This window comes from Exiguobacterium sp. s150 (assembly GCF_018618435.1).
Lineage (GTDB): Bacteria > Bacillota > Bacilli > Exiguobacteriales > Exiguobacteriaceae > Exiguobacterium > Exiguobacterium alkaliphilum.
Genome location: NZ_JACSMC010000002.1, coordinates 47493 through 65591 on the forward strand (window position 1 = coordinate 47493; position 18099 = coordinate 65591).

Sequence of the window (18099 nt, forward strand, 5' to 3'; positions counted from 1 at the left end):
ATGTTCATTGAGACAGATTATTTTGGCAAGATCGAAGTGAAAGAAGAAGAGACGATCTCGTTCGTCAGTGAGATCCCGGGGTTCCCGGAGTCGAAGACGTTCGCGCTCATCCCGTACGGTGACGACCTTCCGTTTTGGTCGCTCCAGTCGCTCGAGGACAAGGCGTGCGCCTTCGTCGTGACGAACCCGTTCTGGCATAAGCCGGACTACGCGTTCGAGTTGACGGACGGGGCGAAAGACCAGCTCGGCATCGACGAGGCCGAACACGTCTCGGTGTATGCCATCGTCACGCTCCGCGAGCCGTTCGAGACGTCGACGCTCAACTTGAAGGCCCCGATCGTCATCGAGACGAACGAGCGCCGCGGCAAACAAGTCATCCTAGACGATGCCTACCCGGCGCGCTTCCCGCTCGGCGGCCAGGAAAGCGAGGTGCGCTGATGCTCGTATTGAAACGAAAACAAGGCGAGGCGATTCATATCGGCGACGACGTGACGCTGACGGTGCTCGCGATCGAGGGCGACCAAGTAAAGCTCGGGATTGACGCGCCGCGCCATATCGACATCCATCGTCATGAAGTGTACGTCCAGATGCAGGCCGAGAACGAGTCGGCCCGGGATAGTGCGAATTTGATGAGACAGATGATGCAAAACAAGTCGGAAGCGTGAGCTTTCGGCTTTTTTCATTGGTGTAGCTTATTAACGGATGACAGTCGCCCTGATCATGCGTTACGATGGATGGGAATTTCGGGGAAAGGGTGCGGTCGTTTGGGTCAAGTTGTCAATATTTTCTTTATCAATATCAGTATCATCTATCTCGTCTTGTCGCTCACCCTCTACTTGATGCGACACGTGTTGCCGGTGCAGGTGGCGTCACCGCTCGCCGTCCGGGTATGGTTCGGGGTCGCGATGGGGGTCGCGGCCGTCTTGTTGACCGTCAACTCGTTCTCGGTCGGGGAGGCGCGCATCGACCTCCGTATCATCCCGCTCGCCTTGGCGGCGGCGTATGCCGGACCGGTCGGGGTCGCCGTCACGATTGGGCTGACACTTCTTGGTCGCTTCGGGCTCGACGGCATGACCGATCAGTTCATCCGCTCGCTCGGCACACTCGGCCTGTTTTTCGTCTTATCGCTCGTCTTGAATCGATTGTCACTGCGGCGCGGTCACTTATACTCGGCCTATCTCGTGTTTGGGGCCGTGCTCGTCTTATTCCGCATCGCCGGGAATATTCCGATGCACGCGTTCACGAATGTGTTCCTGCCGTATTTCGTCATCACATTCTTCGGCGGCTGGATGTGCTACTGGGTCGCGAAACAGATCGAGACGCATTTACGCATGTTCCGGCTCCATACGCAACGGGCGACCGTCGACGAGTTGACAGGGCTACCGAACCGTTATCTGACGCTCGAACGGTTGAACGACGTCGAGGCGTCGGGCCTCCCATGGGCGCTCCTCGTCATCGATGTCGACCGGTTCAAACAGTTGAACGATACATATGGCCACCGGGCCGGGGATGCGGTGTTGCGTCGAATCGGGACGACGCTCCGCGACCATTGTCCGGAAGCTGGCTTCGTCGGACGTTACGGCGGGGAAGAGTTCGTCATGGTGACCGAGGACACGCATGATGCCGATCAGCTCGCCGAACGCCTCGTCCGTGCGGTCCGGGAGACGACGTATACGTTCGAGGGCCAACCGATTCCGATGACGATCTCGGTCGGGGTGTCGATCGCGAACGCCGAACCGGGCACGGTCGTGTTCGAGCGGGCCGACGCGGCGCTCTATCAGGCGAAGGCGGACGGGCGCGACCAAGTGAAGATCGGGTAAACAAAAAATCGGCCGCGGCCGATTTTTTTAGTGGATATTTTTCTTCTTGAACTGTCCGCCCCGGACGTCGTGGATGTTGCCGATGGCGAGGAACGCCTTCTCGTCATAGTCGTCGAGGATGTCTTTCAGCTTCGTCTCCTCGAGTCGGCTGATGACCGTGAAGACGACTTTCTTCCCATCGCCCGTGTACGCCCCTTCCCCGTGCAAGTACGTCACGCCGCGGCCGAGCCGGTCCATGATCGCCTGGCCGACGTCTTCAGGCGACGTCGTGATGATCCACGCCGCCTTCGATTGGTCGAGCCCCTCGAGGACGACGTCAATCGTCTTGAAGGCGATGAAATACGTGAGGAGCGAGTACATCGCCCGGTCCCAGCTGAAGACGAAACCGGCCGTCCCGAGGATGAAGATGTTGAAGAACATGACAATCTCGCCGACGGAGAACGGGAGCCGGTTCGTGAAAGCGACGGCCAAAATCTCCGTCCCGTCGAGCGATCCGCCGGCGCGGATGACGAGACCGATGCCGACGCCGAGCAAGAAGCCGCCGAAGACGGTCGACAAGAGCAGGTCGTCCGTGAACGGTTCGATGTTATGTAGCAGAATCGTGAAACCCGACATGAGGAGGATCGCCGTCAACGTGACGACGGCGAACGTCTTCCCGATTTGACGATAGCCGAAGTAGATGAACGGCAAGTTGAAGAGGACGAGCCAGATGGCGAGTTTCGTGCCGGACAAGTACGAGACGATAATCGACACCCCGACGATGCCGCCGTCGATGATTTGGTTCGGGACGAGGAACGCCTCGAGCCCGATGGCGAAGATGAGGGCGCCAAACAAGAGGAGGAGTCCTTTGGCGACGAGTTCCGTCCGTTTGATCGGGTTATGTTCGCGCTTCAAGCGCGTCACTTCCTCCGGTGACGGGGAAGGCATCGGTGGACGCTGCATAGACATCCGCCCCTTTCCTTTTTTTATTTAGTATAGCATGTCGACCCCGGATGCGAACGACACCATCTCGTGAATTTAGTTATGTATTATAAATAAAACTATGCTAGACTGATGAAATGTAACGAAAGGAAGGGTACTATGAAACGAACAAAATGGAGCGTCAACCTCATCATGAACGTCATCGGGGGTTTGATCGCCGCTTATGGACTCGAGTCGGTCCTTATCCCGAACAACGTCTCCGACGGGGGCATCACCGGCCTCAGCATCGTCGGTTCTCAGCTGTTCGGCTTGCCGCTCGGGATCTTCATTGCCATCTTGAACGTCCCGTTCATCTATCTCGGCTATAAACAAATTGGCAAGAGCTTCGCGATCTTGTCGGTCACCGGTATCGCCTCGCTCTCGATCGGAACCGTCGTCATGCACCACGTCCCGACGATCATCGAAGGGGACGCGCTCCTCATCACGGTCGTCGGCGGGATCATCATCGGTCTCGGCATGGGGCTCGCGCTTCGGAACGGGGGCGCGCTCGACGGGATCGACATGCTCGCCGTCTTATTGTCGCGAAAGCTGCCGTTCAGCACGAGCGACTTGATCCTCTTTTTGAACGCGTTCGTCTTCATCGTCGTCTCGACGGTGTTCGGGCTCCAAGGCGCGGTTTTGTCAGCCATCGCCTACTTCATCGCCTCGAAAGTGATTCATATCGTCGAGGAGGGCCTGAGCGGGGCGAAGACGTTCAACATCATCACGAGCGCACCCGACGAGATGGCCGACACGATTCGCGACCGGCTCGGACGGAGCGTGACGCGCAAATCGATTCAAGGCTCGTACTCGAAAGCGGCGTACCATGAGATCACATGCGTCATCAACCGGCTCGAGGAGCGGAAGTTGAAAGGCATCATCGATCACGTCGACCCGGAGGCGTTCGTCGTCGTGTATGAAGTGACGGAAGTGAAAGGCGGCACGTTCCAAAAGCGCGACATCCACTGAACATCGGACCGAATCTGGTCCGGTGTTTTTTTGATTTGGCAGGAGAACGGGCGGGGCGCATTGAACTAGTGGGGATTCAGAAAGGAGGGATGCGATGCGTCCGCTCATCCTCGGCGTGTTCGCCGCGCTCTTTTTTGCGAGCACGTTCGTCTTAAATGAAGCCATGCATATCGGGGGCGGCCACTGGGCGTATAGCGCCTCGCTCCGCTTCTTGTTCATGATTCCGCTCCTCATCCTCGTCGTCGCCATGCGCGGCGGATTAGGGCGCGTGCGAAAGGCACTCGCAAGCGACCCGATGCCGTGGCTTATATGGGGGACGGTCGGATTCGGTTTGTTTTACGTCCCCATCTGTATCGCCGCCGTCGAGGCCCCGCCTTGGCTCATCGCCGGGACGTGGCAAGTGACGATTCTCGCTGGCGCGCTCTTATCGCCGCTCTTTAAACGAGCGGACGGGACACGCGAACAGATTCCGTGGACGGCGCTCCGGTTCTCCGGGATCATTCTGTTTGGGGTCGTCCTCATGCAAGTCGAGTTTTTACAGACGTTCGAGCCGCGCTTTCTTTTGATTGGCGTCTTGCCGGTGCTCGTCGCCGCGTTCGCCTATCCGCTCGGCAACCGGAAGATGATGGCCCACATCGACCTCGACGTGTTCGAGCGCATCTTCGGCATGTGCGTCGGCTCGCTCCCGGTATGGTTGTTGTTGTTCGGCTACGGGCTGACGACCGGTGTGCCGTCGGGGGCGCAAGTGTCGCAGACGCTCCTCGTCGCGTTACTGTCCGGCGTCATCGCGACGGTGCTCTTCTTCAAAGCGACCGACCTCGTCAAACATGACATGGGTCGGCTCGCGACGGTCGAGGCGACGCAGGCGCTCGAGGTGCTGTTCGCCCTCGTCGGCGAGATTTTGATTTTACAGGCGGGGCTGCCGTCAGGGCTGTCGCTCCTTGGAATTGGGATTGTCATGCTCGGCGTCACGTTGCATAGCCGGGCTTCACTCAAAGTGATGGAAAGGTCAGTCGCGATCGACCGTTACGGGAAGGAGGGATGAAGATGGCATATGGAATAATCGGCAAGTTGACCGCGATTCAAGGAGAGCGGGAGACGTTGCTGGCGATATTGCTTGAGGCCGCCACGGCGATGGAACAGGAAGCGGGGTGCGAGGCGTATCGGGTGAGCGTCTCGCTAGACGACGACGCGATCGTCGTCTATGAAGTGTGGGCAAGTGAGGCCGCCCACCAACAGTCGCTCGCGCTTCCAGTGACAAAGCGATTGATCGATCAGGCGAAGCCGATCTTGGCCAGTGTCGAACGGCTCGTGACGATTGAGCCGAAAGGGAAGCATTAAAAGAACCCACGTCCGCGGACGTGGGTTTGTCAGTTACGATTTTGTGAGGCTGCCTTTGACTTTGGCGTAGAAATCGTCCATCATACCAGTACGGCTGCCGAGCTGGCAGACGAGTTCGAGCGTCTCTTTATAGAACTTCTTGACGAGCCCTTTGTTTTTGATGGCTGGCATCGACGCGAGCGTCTTCTCTAAGTTCTGCAAGATCTCTTCGATTTGCGCGTCCGAGTCCGGCTTCACGATCGTCATGTTTTCCGGGATCTTGACGATTTTGTCTTGCTCCTGGTGACGGAACGAGGCGCCGAAGCCGAGGTTCTCGATGAAGAGGTGCGGCATTGCCTTCTGGCCGAAGAACTGTTTATGCCAGTCCGTCGCTTTCATCGTGTCCATGTCCTGCTTGAACGTGGACGCCGTCGAGACGTACTGTTTGAACAGGTCGGTCATGAACTTCTCGATGACCGGGATTTGAAGGGCGAAGACGTTCTTTAAGAGCGCGTCGAGCTGCGCCCGTGACAATTGGGATTCGTTAGACATGTCGGTTCCTCTTTTCTATAATGCGATACTTTTATCGTATGGGATTGGGGAACGTGCGTCAACGCATCCCGAAACATTTTTTCAGAATATTTAATGATTTGCCTGTATTTTGTGCGATAATCGTGTCATGGCAGACTAAAGAGGAGTGGATCAACATGAACAAAACATTGAAATGGGCCGTCGCGCTTGGCGTGACCGGGGCCCTTGTCGCAACGGTCGGTGTCGTCTCGTCCCGGGGACGGACCGATGACACGTCGCAGACGATTCGCGACCGTGCCCTCGGTTATGAGATCATTCTCCCGTCGAAGATTGCTGGGGCAATCGAGCGCGGAGACGTCTATATCGAGAAGTCGCAAGACGTGACCGATATCGGCGACAAGGCGAGCTACGGCACGTTCGACCTCTACTACAACCTCGAAGGCGGCGACGACCAATTGTTGTTCCACTTGGACCTCGTCGACCGCGAGTTGTCAGAAGAGGCGTTCGCGGAGGAAGTCGGCTACGGCAACTACCTCGGTGCGAGCGACAAGACGTTCTTCTGGGTCGAACCGACCGAAGCCGTGCCGGGTGCCGAGGCGCATACGGATGAGATCACGGAGCTCCTCGAGACGCTCCCGGAGCTCGAGTTCCGCACGTTATGAGTCCGCCCGCTTCGGCGGGCTTTTTGTTGTGCTACAATAAAGGCGAGGTGATGGTATGAACTATACAGTAGAAGAAGTGAGACAACCAGAAGACGTGCGAGCGCTCGAAGCAGCGGTCAACACGTTTGACGGAATCGACGTCAAAGTCGGCCACGAGGCGGTCGGACAGAACGACTACGCCGTTTACGCGGACGATTTGCTCGTCGGGTATTTGATGTTGTTCCCGTATCTCGAGAACGAATATGAAGTGAACGCGCTCGTCCATCCGGATTATCGGAAGCAAGGTGTGTTCACGGCGCTCTTGGAGACCGCGAAGCGCGACGCGAAAGCGAACGGCTGCGAGGCGTTCACGTTCGTCATCGATCGGAAGTCGAAGTCCGGCAAGGCGGTCGTCGACCACCTCGGTGCGGCGTATCGGTTCTCCGAGTACAACCTCGTCTTGAAGAAGGCGGAGCTGTTCTTGAAGCCGAACGAGGTGTCGCTCCGCGAGGCGACGGACGCCGACCGTCCGCTCATCATCGAGACACTATCTGAGGCGTTCGGTGACCCGATTGATGTGACGGAAAACATCTATCGGCAAATCGACACGCCGGACCGCGTGACGTATATCGGCGAGGTCGAAGGTCGTCCGGTCGGCGTCATCCGCGCGCTCCTCTCAGGCGACGACGCGGGCAGTATCCACGCGTTCGGTGTCCGGGCGAGCGAGCAGGGCAAAGGCTACGGCTCAAAGATGTTGAAGCAGATGGTCCAGCAGCTGTTCCGTATGGGCCGGACGAAGCTCGAACTCGACGTCGAGACGGAGAATAAGGCCGCGCTCGAGATTTACAAGCGGGCCGGTTTCGCGGAGAATGGCGGATATGAGTTTTACCTATTAGAACTGTGAGGTGACAGCATGGTTAGAAATTTGAAATGGCTCGGGGCGGCGTTTGAGGCGTTCCTCGGGATCCCGATCCTCGGCGGTCTGTTCATCATCAGCATGGGCTACTCGCCGCTCGGATTCATGCTCGCGTTCCACATCGTCGTGCTCGTCTTGTCGCTCACCCGGCTGAACCGATTGTCGTTCGGTCCGATCGTCGGCATCACGGCGTCAGTGCTCGGCTTTATCCCGATCGTCGGGATGATGCTCCATTGGGCGGCAGCAATTGCGCTTGCAATCGATGCGCTTACGACGACGCGTGAACGGTCGCGTGTGACAAAAGACACCGCCCCGTTTTGAACGGACGCTCTCCATATGGAGGGCGTTTTTTCATTGACCAAACGTTCAACTGAAAACGCTATACAAAAGCTTCCAACGAGACGATATAGAAGGTGATGAATTACACAGAGGAGGAACTCATAGTGAAGATTTTTAAAAACTTTACGACCCAGCTGCTCGCGTGGATTTTGGTCACATCCATCGTGACGGGCGGTTCGGTCGGGTACATCACGCTTCTATTGCTAACGGAGCTCGAGATGGAAAAAGGTCAGGTCATGCTCGTCGGGACGGCCGTGTCGCTTCTCATTTCAACTATCGGCAGTATCGTCATCTACTTGATTGCGCGCCGTCCGCTCAAAGCGATCGAGTCGGCGTCGGATAAGGCGGTCCAAGTCGGTAACGGTGACTTGACGGTCGAATTTGCGAACGAGTCGACGAACGACCGCTCGGAGATGGGGCGTCTGCTACTGTCGATGGACAACATGGTCGGACACTTGCGGGAGCAAGGAACGAACATGCGCTATACGGCGGACCAATTGACGGGTTCGGCGCAAGAAATCGCGGCGGCCGTCCAAGAAGGGAACGTCGCCGGCGAGAACATCCGCCAAGCGATGGACGCATTGAACAAGATGCTCGAAGACAACGTCAACGCGACGTACAGCTCGATGGACTTGCTCGGGGCCGTCGCCCGGACGATGGAGAACATCCGTCAAGAGATGGGCTCGGCTTTGAATGCGGCGAGTGAGATGCAACAAGAGGCCGAGAGCGGGAAAGGGCTCGCCTCGTCATCGGTCGATGCGATGCATGCGATCGCCGGCAAGGTCGAGCAGTCGTCGACGCTCAACAGCAAGTTGACAGAAATGACAGGTGAGATTTCACGGATCACGGATGTCATCAGTGACATTTCGGCACAGACGAACCTGTTGGCGTTGAACGCGTCGATCGAAGCGGCACGGGCCGGGGAACACGGGCGCGGCTTCGCGGTCGTCGCGGCCGAGGTCAAGAAGCTCGCCGAACAGACGGCGAACTCGACGCAAGAGATCACGGATTTGATTGTCGACGTCAAGCGTTTGGTTGGCGACACGTCGTCATCGATGGCGAACGTGAAAGCAGAAGTCGAGACGGGCGTCGGCCTCGTCGAGAAGGCGGGCGGTGCGTTCGCGACGATCCACAACTCGGCGAACGAAGTGTATAGCCACGTCCATTCGGTCGATACGCTCTTAGATGAGTCACGCGGCCAGATCGATTCGGTCGTCACGAACTCGGCTGGTATCGTCGGCATGGTCGAAGAGGCGTCACGTTACGCGACGGAAGTGACGTCAGCGGCGAGCCAGCAGGCGGCGAGTCTCGGTGAAGTGAACGGCGCGATGACGGAGCTCGTGCGTGTCGCGGAAAGTTTGCAGAATGAGACGGAGCAAGTGAAAGTGGAAGTGTAAGGAGGAGCGACCCAGCGATGGGTCGTTTTTCTATTCAACTCTATATACAATCAGTGTTGGTTCGTCGGCCTTCTCAAAAGATATCGAACGGCAAGGGACGGACGTCGTCCAATACGACTGGTCGCCTCCAGCGGGCGGGGATATCGCCTTGCTCGCGGCGCTCGACCGGTTGAACACGGATGAGACGAACGAGCGGAACGCGGAAGCCGTCGCGAAGATCAAGGGGGCCCACCCGGTGCTCGTCGGCATCAACCACGCCCGCTACGAGATTTCGGGTATGCACGCCCACCTCATCTTGCACGCCGGTCCGCCGGTCGAATGGGTGGACATGTGCGGACCGATGCAAGGCGCTGTCATCGGGGCCCTCCTCTATGAAGGGCTCGCGACGACGGAAACCGAGGCGCGCGAACTTGCGGCGTCGGGTGTGATCGAGTTCGCCCCGTGCCACGAGCATGACGCGGTCGGACCGATGGCCGGTGTCATCTCGCCGTCGATGCCGGTCCATATCATCGAGAACGTGACGGACGGGAACCGGGCGTACTGCACGGTCAACGAAGGGCTCGGCAAAGTGCTCCGTTTCGGGGCGTTCTCAAGTGAAGTGCTCGAGCGCTTACGCTGGATCGAGAAAGTGTACATGCCGGCGCTTCAAAAAGCGCTCGACGTGTCAGGCCCGGTCGACTTGCGCACGTTGATCGCCCAGTCGCTCCATATGGGCGACGAATGTCATAACCGCAACAAGGCGGCGACGAGCCTGTTCCTTCGGGACATGATGCCGGCTTTCCTTGAGGCGGATCTCGACGAGGGCGTCCGGAAGCAGGCGCTCGCCTTCATCCAAAAGAATGAGCATTACTTCCTCAACTTGTCGATGCCGGCGGCGAAGGCGTCGCTTGACGCCGGGCACGGTGTGAAAGGCTCGACGATCGTCACGACGATGGCAAGGAACGGCGTCGACTTCGGCATCCGGGTGAGCGGTCTCGACGGATGGTTCACGGCACCGGCGAACTTCGTCGAAGGCTTGTTGTTCCCTGGGTTCGAGCCGACAGACGCGGCACCGGACCTCGGGGACAGCGCCATCACTGAGACGCTCGGAATCGGAGGTTTCGCCATGGGCGGCGCACCGGCGATCGTGCAGTTCGTCGGGGGGGCGGTCGAGGACGCGCTCGACTATTCACGCTCGATGTACACGATCACAGAAGACGAGAACAACACGTACTCGATTCCGACGCTCGATTTCCGCGGTACGCCGCTCGGCATCGATATCCGTAAAGTGATCGAGACGGGTATCCTTCCGGTCATCAACACCGGGATGGCGCACCGCGAGGCCGGAATCGGTCAAGTCGGGGCAGGTATCGTCCATCCGCCGCTCGACTGTTTCACGAAAGCGTTAAAAGCGTATTCAGAGGAGGTCAGCCATGTCTAAGTTACTCATCGCCCTCGGCGGGAACGCCCTTGGCAACAGTCCGGCGGAACAGCTCGAGCTTGTCCACGAAGCGGCGCGCTCGATCGCTGATTTGATTGAGGCCGGACACGACGTCATTTTAGCGCACGGGAACGGACCGCAAGTCGGCATGATCCATCAAGTGTTCGACGAGGCGGACGCGCAACCGGACGTCCCGATGGCGGAAGCCGTCGCGATGAGCCAAGGGTATATCGGCTATCATTTGCAGCAAGCGTTCCGCGAAGAGTTGGGACGGCGTGGGATCGAGAGAGCGGTCGCGTCGGTCGTGACGCAGACGCTCGTCGCGAAAGAGGATCCGGCGTTCCGGCATCCGACGAAACCGATCGGACAATTTTATACGAAAGATGAGGCCGGGCGGTTCGAGAAGAAAGGGATGGTGTTCATCGAGGACTCGGGGCGCGGGTATCGCCGCGTCATCCCGTCACCGGAACCGATCGAAATCATCGAAGTGGACGTGATCCGTTCGCTCGTGTCAGCAGGCCACGTCGTCATCGCCGGTGGCGGTGGCGGGATCCCGGTCGTCCGGGAAGACGGGCGTCTCGTCGGGGTCGATGCGGTCATCGACAAGGACCGGGCGAGTGAACTGCTCGCGCGAGAACTTGATGTCGACGTGTTGTTCATTTTGACGGCGGTCGACCAAGTCGCAATCGACTTCGGAAAACCGACGCAGCGTGGGATTGTAATGTTGTCGGTAGGTGAGGCACGAGAACATATTCAAGACGGTCAGTTCCCAGCCGGTAGCATGTTGCCGAAAGTCGAGTCGGCGCTCTCGTTCGTGACGTCACGGCCAGGGAGAGAGGCGATCATCACGTCACTCGAACGGGCGGGCGAGGCGATTGCTCGGAAGACCGGGACGAGGTTTGTGGAGGAAGTGGTGGTGAAGCGAGGAGGAGCGACCCAGTGATGGGTCGTTTTTTCGTTAACAGAATGAGAAGGAGTTTACGGTTTGAGAATAAATTTTTCGAAAACACTAAACAGAATGAAGATGACTCCGATATAGAGTATGGAAACGATAAAACGTTCCAACTAATACAAGGTGAGGGGCCGGCCTAAACCTTGTATGCTCGGACAAATGGATTTGGAAGAGCGGAAAAACTCAAACCTATGGAGGGAAATTAAAATGATTATTAACAATAACATGAACGCAATGAACGCACATCGTAACATGTCGTTCAACACGACTCAAACTGGTAAAGCAATGGAGAAATTGTCTTCAGGCCTTCGCATCAACCGTGCAGGTGATGACGCAGCTGGTCTTGCGATTTCAGAAAAAATGCGAGCCCAGGTTCGTGGATTGGATCAGGCAACTCGTAACGCGCAAGATGGTATCTCATTAATTCAAACAGCTGAAGGTGCACTGAACGAAACACATTCTATTCTTCAACGTATGCGTGAACTTGCGGTTCAATCTTCAAACGATACAAACACTGACGCTGATCGCGCTTCAATCAACACGGAAATTACACAGTTAAAAGATGAAGTGGATCGTATCGGAAATACAACTGAATTCAACACCAAAAAATTAATTGATGGTTCAATTGGTCAAAAGCAGTTGACAGGCTCAGACAAAGCGGCTGTTATCAGTTCTGCATTGGGTAAAGAAACTGCTGCAACTGTTACAACTGCTGAAGTAGATGATGCTGCCTTTGTTCCTGCTAATGGTACACTTAATTTAAAAATTGATGGTGCAAACATTTCTGTTAGTCTAACTGCGTCAGATTATACAGGATTTAAGTCTGGTGCTGTTGTCAATACAGAAGCATATGCTGCAAAACTACAGGAAGATATTAATTCAGCTATCGAAGCTTATAACAAGTCGAACGATACAAAAATTTCAAACGTTACAGTGACAGAAAGTGCTGCAACCGATGGGACTATTAGTATTAAGTCTGGATCTGTAGGTGCAACTTCTACTGTAGATGTAGTGGCGAGTGCGACTTCTGCTGCTTACGGACTTACTGCGAACGCCACAACACCAAGAAGCTCAACAGGCTTGGAAGGTACTTTCTCTGCAGCTGGTGCTGCTCAAGTGACGGCTATCGCTAACAGTGCTACTAGCGCACGTGAAATGACTATGACTATCGATGGCACAGATATTAAGGTTGATTTAGCTACAGTAGGTGTAGCAACTTACAATGCCAACGCTGATATGTCTACATTCGCAACTAACCTTCAAAGTGACATCAATACTGCGATTACTAAATATAACGCTACTGTCCCTACTGAAAAACAAGTACAAAGTGTTAATGTATCCATTAAAGATGGCTCAGTTGTAGTTGAGAGTGGATCTGATAAAGCTACAAGCAGTATTAAGTTTGACAATAGTGAGGCCGCTCAACTTTTGGGTCTTGCAAAACAAAATAGTGCGACCCAAGGTGGAGGTCTTGATTTCCAAATTGGTGCCAACCAAAAGCAAACAATGAAAGTAACAATTGAAGATATGCGTACCGATGCACTGAAAATCAAGGATGTTGATTTATCAACAAAAGCTGGTGCACAAGAAGCACTAACTAAAATCAACGATGCGATTGAGAAGGTCTCTAGCCAACGTTCAAATTTAGGTGCTTTCCAAAACCGTCTTGAGCATACAATTAATAACCTCGGAACATCGGCTGAAAACTTGACTGCTGCTGAATCACGTATCCGTGATGTCGACATGGCGAAAGAAATGATGAACTTCACGAAGAATAACATTCTTAACCAAGCTGCACAAGCAATGCTCAGTCAAGCTAATCAGCAGCCGCAAGCGGTTCTTCAACTTCTTCGTTAAGATTTTTATTAGACTTTTGAATCAGTATACACAAGGTACTGAATGCATGATGAAACCCGTCTCTCGCTAATCGAGAGGCGGGTCTTTTTGTTAGAACGTGTATATCGCTACTTCTTCTTTTAAATGATTCTTCTTAATATCTTGCCACTTATAAACGACCGACCAGTATGTTCGGTTTAACTCTGAGGCAATCTTCGCATCTGTCATCCCGTTTTCTTTCGCTTGAATGATGAACTGTATTTCGTCCTCTGTATAATCATTTTTTGCTTTTGAAGCAATCACCTTCATATCTGGATGTTTGTCTCGTTCCATTTGTAGACGGTACTCCCAATCCAATTTTTTTCGCATCGAAGGAAGGGCATAGGCGTAAGGTGAAAAGTCATTTAAGAATCGTATCGCTTCTTCTGTCTTTTGGATTCGGAGTGTGTAGAAGTGTCCGTCAGATCGACGGCTGAGTACGAAATGATGATTGAACGTCCGTGCGATAAAGTCACTTAATTGTTCTAGCTCTTCTGGATAGAAAGCTTGTAAGTACAAATAGATGTGTGGAGTGACGATGACCTGATTTAATTGAGAACGAGTCGACTTGGTGAGGGAAAGGCTCCCGTCATCCAAATAAAGCGCGAGCAAAAAGACAGGGTGCGTGCAGTCTTCTAATAAGTGAATCGGAATGTGCTTCTTGCGGTCGATGTAACATTGTTCCCAAAGCCAAGAAAAGAGTTCGTCTTTTTCAGAATACAGCTCAGCGCTCGTCCCCGTCTTTCGAATCTTGATTCCTTTAAAAATTCGAGGTGCCGCGTTTAACTTCCATTCTCGATACTCCATTTGTTTGACCGAGAAGTGTTCCCGGTACTGAAGGCCTTTCTTTGGAATTAACTTCGCTTTCGTCCGTGCAATCGTTCCGTCTCCGAGTAACGTCCCCAACAATAAACTTTTCTCGAACACCGTCAAGTCATCCCACTTCATCTAACTCGCCCCTTTCAAGATATTCATTATTATTTTCCCGCTCTTAATAATGTATACTCTTTTGACCGATATAGAAAAAGAGAGAGGGTGGAGGTTTATGAATCGTGAACAGTTGATTCAGTCATTAGAAAATGTAAGGACTCAGCAACACTTACTAGACATAAAGGAAGAAACGTTACAGACGATGCGCTCGATTGCGATTGAGGCGATTCACGCTGATGACGCGAGACGAAACGTTCTAGACCGCTCGTTCCAAGATTTAAAGCAACAATTATTGGCAATCGAATTAAAGATTGTAGACTCTTTTCATTAATAACTGAAAGACAATTGCAGATAAGCCGATATAGTCCATGAGAACAACTAAAGAGGAGTAGACGCAAATGAACCCGACCATTTCTGAAGTCCGGCTTCACCTACCTTCTTCCGTCTTGCCGTATGAACAAACGAAAAACGTGTTCGTCGAAGCGAATCAAGCGAAACTCGCCGATGAAGGTATCGTCATTTTGCCGACGCCTCAACACGTCACAAAGTTAGAGGCGGCCGTCGAGAAGGCGAACTTGGTACTCGAGCAACAACGTACCGGCTTGAAGTTCATGAAACATGAGAAGCTGAACGACTACTATATTCAAATCGTGGATACGAACAACGAAGTCATCCGCGAAATCCCAAGCAAGAAGTCACTCGACTTTTTCGCCGCGTTCATGGAGTTCAACCAACTGTTCGATGAGCGTGTGTAAAGGAGGCCAACCATGACATCACCGATCCGATTCGGCGGACTCGCCAGTGGAATCGATACCGATACAATCGTTAAACAATTGATGCAAGTCGAGCGTGTGCCGGTCGACAAGCTCGAACAAAAGAAACAAGTGACCGAGTGGAAGCGCGACGCGTATCGCGAAATTAACCGCTCACTCATGTCACTCCGTAACAGCGCCGTCGACTTGATGTTCAGCCGGAATTTCTATGCGAAGACGGCGAGTTCATCGGATGTCTCGAAAATCAGTGTGACTGCCGGACCGTCTAGCGGGAACAGTGCCCTCCGGATCGACTCTGTGACCCAACTCGCAACATCGGCGACGACAATTTTAAGTGCGACCGATAAAAATGGAGCTAAATTGACAGGCGCAACAAAACTTTCGGATATGAACGGTTTTGTGGCTGGTCAAAAGCGAGTCATTCAAGAGACGGCCGGAACGGAGATGACGTTACCGAAAGATTTAGACTTTACGAACGTCACATTGAAGAACGCTGCCGGACAAACACTTGATCCGAACGATTTTAGTTATGACGCGACGACGGGGAAACTTATTGCAACAAATACGACTGCTTACCCTGGCGGTGTCGTCCCTCAAGGTGTGTCGGCGGAGTTCATATCCGGTACCGGCTTTGAGATTCAATATAAGTCGTCCACTACCGGCACATACAAGAAGATTGAGCTTGGTGCGAATGCGACAGTGCAAGAACTCGTATCGAAACTGAATGAAAAAGAAACGGGCTTATCCGCGTTCTTCGAATCATCGACTGGAAAGATTTCACTCTCGACAAAAGATACGGGCGCAACCGCGACGCTCGACTTTGATTTAGGCTTCAAATCAGCCTTCGCGATAGGTGAAACGAACCCTATCGGTCAAAACGCCCAATTCAAAGTGAACGGGATCGATGTGGAACGAGCGACAAACACCGTCACCATCGACAACATGACGCTCACGTTGAAGTCGACGTTCACGGAAGCGCAGGGAGCCGTCACACTCTCAGCCGCGACCGACACCCAAAAGATCTTCGACAACATCAAAGGGTTCGTCGATAAATACAATGAGACGATCGACCTGATGAACAAGAAAGTTCGTGAAGAACGTTTCCGCTCGTTCACGCCGCTCACGAAAGCCCAACGTGACGAATTATCAGAAGATGAGATCAAGAAGTGGGAAGAGAAAGCGATGAGCGGGATGCTCAAAGGCGACACGATTTTACGTAGCGCGATGGACTCGCTCCGCGGCAAATGGTCGGGCACGAGTTCGGCGACGAACGACGCTGACATGCGCCAACTGTTCCAAATCGGCCTCTCGACCGGCGCCGACTTCACGAACGGCGGAAAGATCGAGTTGAACGAAGAGAAGCTCAAAGCCGCCATCGAAAAAGACCCGGAGCAAGTGTATCAGCTGTTCACGAACGCGGAGAGCGGACTGCTCCCTCAGATCCGTGACGCGGCGGCCGCTTCCCGGTCGAACATCACCCGAATCGCCGGGGCGGACGGGGCCGGTGCCCCGACGTATTCGATGGGTCGCGAGATGACCCAAATCGATACTCGCATCCAACGATTAAATGCACTGCTTGTCGATAAAGAGAACGCCTACTACCGTCGCTTCGCGGCGATGGAGACGGCGATGAACCAGGCGAACTCGCAAGCCGCCTCACTGCAACAGTTTCTAGGCAGCGGTATGTAAGAGGAGGAAATAAACATGGTAGCTAACCCATATGCAGCTTATCAAAATAACGCGGTCACGACCGCGAACCCGCAAGAACTGACGCTCATGTTGTATGACGGGGCGCTCAAGTTCACGCGCCTCGCCAAACTCGCCATCGAGCAAGGGAACCCGGACCTAAAAAACACGAACATCCAAAAAGCACAGGCCATCTTCCAAGAGATGCGTTTGACGCTCAATAAAGACATCGCCATCTCGGCGAACCTCGACTCGCTGTACGAGTACATCTGGCGCCGCCTATTGGACGCGAACGTGAAGAACGATACGACGATCCTTGATGAAGTGCTCGACTTCACGACCGAACTCCGCGACACGTGGAAAGAAGCGATGAAGCTCGCGAAGCAAGCATGAGACCAATCGACGAGATTATCTTAAAAACGCAACGACTGAAGGACCTGCTCGCGCAAGTACCGGAAGAGCCAACGTACGACACGTGGATGGACCAAATCCATGAACTCCTTGACGACCGCGAGCAACTGCTCGCCGCGCACGGGCCGGACCTAGAGGCGGCCGACCAAACCGTCATCCGTCAGCTCGTCGACGACAGTCAAAAGATCGCCCGCTTGATCGAGGCCGAGCACCAACGACTCGGCATGACGCTCGGGACGGCCCGACAAGAACGGAAAGCCGTCAAGACGTACGTCGACCCGTACGAAGACGTCGACTCGAACTTCTCGGGACTATTCGATCAGCAAACATAAAACAGCTCGAAGGCGCGCCTTCGAGCTGTTCGTCGTTCACGGGGTCTTCGGTTGGCGTCGAACTCTAGAGACGAAGTGCGTCACGCCGAACAAGATGAGCCCGCTCACGTTGAAGTTCACATACAAGTGACCGAAGTCTTGAACAGAGTTGACAGGAATGAGCCCGGACAGAAAGACAAGCGGTAAAATCGTCACATGCATGACGGCCCAGTGGATGAAAATCTGTTTCGGGAACGACCATCTTCTCACCTCGTAGATGATGCTCGTGACGCCGAGGAAGAAACCGATGCCGCCGTACGTCAAGATGAGGCGGACGCTTTCCGTGTCACCCACAAGTATGTTATAAAGGGCGAACACGCCTGAAGCCGCCAACAGAAGCGTCCCGCGCTTCAAGCCTTTCTTGAATAAATCCATCGAACCCATCCTTCCGGTTATGTAGTGGTCTATTCTACGCAATCGGCCGCTCAGAAGTTTCATCGATTTTCGAGACAGATGCAAACACGTCTGTTATCCGGTAAAATCGGGTAAATACCACTATACCCGTTGCTTCTTTTCTGGAATGAGGAGGGAAACGAGATGAGTGAGAAAAAAGTGAAACCCGAGTCAGCCAAAAAACGTCGTTACTTCGTCTACGGTCCAGAAGGAGCGTACGATGAATACGTGGAACGTGACCCGAAGCTCGAGGCGTACGTCGAGGATGACGCGCCGGTCGAGGACGGACCCGACCCGTATGAAGAAGAGGATTTGAAATCAAGAGGATAACGCAGCCGAAGTCAAGGTCAGATTCATGACCTTGACTTTTATTTGTTCAGGGCACGAACCTTGAA

Annotated in this window: 23 protein-coding genes; 19 read left to right on the forward strand and 4 right to left on the reverse strand. The window is 54.1% G+C overall.

Going from position 1 to position 18099, the window contains the following annotated elements:
• From fliW to KNP76_RS01845, 3 genes are all read left to right on the forward strand, one after another.
• Positions 1 to 438 (forward strand): flagellar assembly protein FliW, encoded by a 438-nt coding sequence (gene fliW, locus KNP76_RS01835; protein WP_214842326.1) that lies wholly within the window; start codon positions 1 to 3, stop codon positions 436 to 438.
• Positions 438 to 665 (forward strand): carbon storage regulator CsrA, encoded by a 228-nt coding sequence (gene csrA / locus KNP76_RS01840; protein ID WP_024370483.1) that lies wholly within the window; start codon positions 438 to 440, stop codon positions 663 to 665. The genes fliW and csrA overlap by 1 nt, the downstream gene beginning before the upstream one ends.
• 99 nt (positions 666 to 764) lie before the next feature.
• Positions 765 to 1820 (forward strand): GGDEF domain-containing protein, encoded by a 1056-nt coding sequence (locus KNP76_RS01845; protein ID WP_251137290.1) that lies wholly within the window; start codon positions 765 to 767, stop codon positions 1818 to 1820.
• A 27-nt stretch (positions 1821 to 1847) separates the two neighbouring features.
• Here the strand turns inward: KNP76_RS01845 and KNP76_RS01850 are convergent, their stop codons facing one another.
• Positions 1848 to 2762, reverse strand: coding sequence for a YitT family protein (locus KNP76_RS01850; RefSeq protein WP_251137291.1), 915 nt, complete (start codon positions 2760 to 2762; stop codon positions 1848 to 1850).
• A gap of 138 nt (positions 2763 to 2900) precedes the next feature.
• On the opposite strand from KNP76_RS01850, the gene KNP76_RS01855 reads away from it, so the two are divergent.
• The 3 genes from KNP76_RS01855 to KNP76_RS01865 all read left to right on the forward strand — a co-directional run bounded on the left by KNP76_RS01855 (position 2901) and on the right by KNP76_RS01865 (position 5090).
• Entirely contained in the window at positions 2901 to 3749 is an 849-nt protein-coding gene (locus KNP76_RS01855; protein WP_251137292.1) for a YitT family protein, read from the forward strand.
• A 94-nt stretch (positions 3750 to 3843) separates the two neighbouring features.
• Complete coding sequence (locus KNP76_RS01860) at positions 3844 to 4794, forward strand: DMT family transporter (RefSeq protein ID WP_214842338.1); 951 nt, start codon at positions 3844 to 3846, stop codon at positions 4792 to 4794.
• A 2-nt stretch (positions 4795 to 4796) separates the two neighbouring features.
• On the forward strand, positions 4797 to 5090 hold the full coding sequence (locus tag KNP76_RS01865; RefSeq protein WP_214842340.1) for a putative quinol monooxygenase: 294 nt from the start codon (positions 4797 to 4799) through the stop codon (positions 5088 to 5090).
• 33 nt (positions 5091 to 5123) lie between these two features.
• Here KNP76_RS01865 and KNP76_RS01870 read toward each other — a convergent pair whose 3' ends face one another.
• Positions 5124 to 5621: a hypothetical protein gene (locus KNP76_RS01870; protein ID WP_024370477.1), complete on the reverse strand. Its 498-nt coding sequence runs from the start codon at positions 5619 to 5621 to the stop codon at positions 5124 to 5126.
• A gap of 155 nt (positions 5622 to 5776) precedes the next feature.
• Between KNP76_RS01870 and KNP76_RS01875 the strand changes: the two genes are divergently transcribed.
• From KNP76_RS01875 to KNP76_RS15980, 7 genes are all read left to right on the forward strand, one after another.
• Positions 5777 to 6262, forward strand: a complete 486-nt coding sequence (locus KNP76_RS01875; RefSeq protein WP_251137293.1) for a hypothetical protein — start codon at positions 5777 to 5779, stop codon at positions 6260 to 6262.
• A gap of 55 nt (positions 6263 to 6317) precedes the next feature.
• A complete protein-coding gene (locus KNP76_RS01880; RefSeq protein WP_214842342.1) occupies positions 6318 to 7145 on the forward strand; it encodes a GNAT family N-acetyltransferase in 828 nt (275 codons plus the stop codon).
• A 9-nt stretch (positions 7146 to 7154) separates the two neighbouring features.
• Positions 7155 to 7478, forward strand: coding sequence for a hypothetical protein (locus KNP76_RS01885; protein ID WP_214842344.1), 324 nt, complete (start codon positions 7155 to 7157; stop codon positions 7476 to 7478).
• A gap of 122 nt (positions 7479 to 7600) precedes the next feature.
• On the forward strand, positions 7601 to 8893 hold the full coding sequence (locus KNP76_RS01890; RefSeq protein WP_214842346.1) for a methyl-accepting chemotaxis protein: 1293 nt from the start codon (positions 7601 to 7603) through the stop codon (positions 8891 to 8893).
• 148 nt (positions 8894 to 9041) lie between these two features.
• On the forward strand, positions 9042 to 10313 hold the full coding sequence (locus tag KNP76_RS01895; RefSeq protein WP_251137295.1) for a YlbE family protein: 1272 nt from the start codon (positions 9042 to 9044) through the stop codon (positions 10311 to 10313).
• Positions 10306 to 11256 (forward strand): carbamate kinase, encoded by a 951-nt coding sequence (arcC, locus tag KNP76_RS01900; RefSeq protein WP_214842348.1) that lies wholly within the window; start codon positions 10306 to 10308, stop codon positions 11254 to 11256. The genes KNP76_RS01895 and arcC overlap by 8 nt, the downstream gene beginning before the upstream one ends.
• A 216-nt stretch (positions 11257 to 11472) precedes the next feature.
• Entirely contained in the window at positions 11473 to 13122 is a 1650-nt protein-coding gene (locus KNP76_RS15980) for a flagellin N-terminal helical domain-containing protein (protein WP_214842544.1), read from the forward strand.
• A gap of 90 nt (positions 13123 to 13212) precedes the next feature.
• Here KNP76_RS15980 and KNP76_RS01910 read toward each other — a convergent pair whose 3' ends face one another.
• A complete protein-coding gene (locus KNP76_RS01910; protein ID WP_214842350.1) occupies positions 13213 to 14088 on the reverse strand; it encodes an endonuclease in 876 nt (291 codons plus the stop codon).
• A 97-nt stretch (positions 14089 to 14185) separates the two neighbouring features.
• Here KNP76_RS01910 and KNP76_RS01915 point away from each other — a divergent pair, with 97 nt between their 5' ends.
• From KNP76_RS01915 to KNP76_RS01935, 5 genes are all read left to right on the forward strand, one after another.
• Complete coding sequence (locus KNP76_RS01915) at positions 14186 to 14401, forward strand: hypothetical protein (protein WP_214842352.1); 216 nt, start codon at positions 14186 to 14188, stop codon at positions 14399 to 14401.
• 67 nt (positions 14402 to 14468) lie between these two features.
• Complete coding sequence (locus KNP76_RS01920; RefSeq protein WP_214842354.1) at positions 14469 to 14825, forward strand: flagellar protein FlaG; 357 nt, start codon at positions 14469 to 14471, stop codon at positions 14823 to 14825.
• A gap of 12 nt (positions 14826 to 14837) precedes the next feature.
• Entirely contained in the window at positions 14838 to 16532 is a 1695-nt protein-coding gene (gene fliD / locus KNP76_RS01925) for a flagellar filament capping protein FliD (RefSeq protein ID WP_214842356.1), read from the forward strand.
• 15 nt (positions 16533 to 16547) lie between these two features.
• Positions 16548 to 16922: a flagellar export chaperone FliS gene (gene fliS / locus KNP76_RS01930; RefSeq protein ID WP_034815960.1), complete on the forward strand. Its 375-nt coding sequence runs from the start codon at positions 16548 to 16550 to the stop codon at positions 16920 to 16922.
• Positions 16919 to 17272 (forward strand): flagellar protein FliT, encoded by a 354-nt coding sequence (locus tag KNP76_RS01935; RefSeq protein WP_024370467.1) that lies wholly within the window; start codon positions 16919 to 16921, stop codon positions 17270 to 17272. Before fliS ends, KNP76_RS01935 begins: the two co-directional genes overlap by 4 nt.
• A 36-nt stretch (positions 17273 to 17308) precedes the next feature.
• Here KNP76_RS01935 and KNP76_RS01940 read toward each other — a convergent pair whose 3' ends face one another.
• Complete coding sequence (locus KNP76_RS01940; RefSeq protein ID WP_214842357.1) at positions 17309 to 17686, reverse strand: DUF3021 family protein; 378 nt, start codon at positions 17684 to 17686, stop codon at positions 17309 to 17311.
• 162 nt (positions 17687 to 17848) lie between these two features.
• Here KNP76_RS01940 and KNP76_RS01945 point away from each other — a divergent pair, with 162 nt between their 5' ends.
• On the forward strand, positions 17849 to 18034 hold the full coding sequence (locus KNP76_RS01945; RefSeq protein ID WP_029334567.1) for a hypothetical protein: 186 nt from the start codon (positions 17849 to 17851) through the stop codon (positions 18032 to 18034).
• Positions 18035 to 18099 lie beyond the last annotated feature (65 nt).

Bases quoted from the DNA above. Each gene is read 5' to 3' on its own strand.
- KNP76_RS01850 (WP_251137291.1), bottom strand. From the start codon at position 2,762: ATGCAGCGTCCACCGATGCCTTCCCCGTCACCGGAGGAAGTGACGCGC.
- KNP76_RS01855 (WP_251137292.1), top strand. From the start codon at position 2,901: ATGAAACGAACAAAATGGAGCGTCAACCTCATCATGAACGTCATCGGG.
- KNP76_RS01870 (WP_024370477.1), bottom strand. From the start codon at position 5,621: ATGTCTAACGAATCCCAATTGTCACGGGCGCAGCTCGACGCGCTCTTA.
- fliW (WP_214842326.1), top strand. From the start codon at position 1: ATGTTCATTGAGACAGATTATTTTGGCAAGATCGAAGTGAAAGAAGAA.
- KNP76_RS01885 (WP_214842344.1), top strand. From the start codon at position 7,155: ATGGTTAGAAATTTGAAATGGCTCGGGGCGGCGTTTGAGGCGTTCCTC.
- KNP76_RS01910 (WP_214842350.1), bottom strand. From the start codon at position 14,088: ATGAAGTGGGATGACTTGACGGTGTTCGAGAAAAGTTTATTGTTGGGG.
- KNP76_RS01865 (WP_214842340.1), top strand. From the start codon at position 4,797: ATGGCATATGGAATAATCGGCAAGTTGACCGCGATTCAAGGAGAGCGG.
- KNP76_RS01945 (WP_029334567.1), top strand. From the start codon at position 17,849: ATGAGTGAGAAAAAAGTGAAACCCGAGTCAGCCAAAAAACGTCGTTAC.
- csrA (WP_024370483.1), top strand. From the start codon at position 438: ATGCTCGTATTGAAACGAAAACAAGGCGAGGCGATTCATATCGGCGAC.
- KNP76_RS01875 (WP_251137293.1), top strand. From the start codon at position 5,777: ATGAACAAAACATTGAAATGGGCCGTCGCGCTTGGCGTGACCGGGGCC.
- arcC (WP_214842348.1), top strand. From the start codon at position 10,306: ATGTCTAAGTTACTCATCGCCCTCGGCGGGAACGCCCTTGGCAACAGT.
- KNP76_RS01940 (WP_214842357.1), bottom strand. From the start codon at position 17,686: ATGGATTTATTCAAGAAAGGCTTGAAGCGCGGGACGCTTCTGTTGGCG.
- KNP76_RS01920 (WP_214842354.1), top strand. From the start codon at position 14,469: ATGAACCCGACCATTTCTGAAGTCCGGCTTCACCTACCTTCTTCCGTC.
- KNP76_RS15980 (WP_214842544.1), top strand. From the start codon at position 11,473: ATGATTATTAACAATAACATGAACGCAATGAACGCACATCGTAACATG.
- KNP76_RS01915 (WP_214842352.1), top strand. From the start codon at position 14,186: ATGAATCGTGAACAGTTGATTCAGTCATTAGAAAATGTAAGGACTCAG.
- KNP76_RS01935 (WP_024370467.1), top strand. From the start codon at position 16,919: ATGAGACCAATCGACGAGATTATCTTAAAAACGCAACGACTGAAGGAC.
- fliS (WP_034815960.1), top strand. From the start codon at position 16,548: ATGGTAGCTAACCCATATGCAGCTTATCAAAATAACGCGGTCACGACC.
- fliD (WP_214842356.1), top strand. From the start codon at position 14,838: ATGACATCACCGATCCGATTCGGCGGACTCGCCAGTGGAATCGATACC.
- KNP76_RS01880 (WP_214842342.1), top strand. From the start codon at position 6,318: ATGAACTATACAGTAGAAGAAGTGAGACAACCAGAAGACGTGCGAGCG.
- KNP76_RS01860 (WP_214842338.1), top strand. From the start codon at position 3,844: ATGCGTCCGCTCATCCTCGGCGTGTTCGCCGCGCTCTTTTTTGCGAGC.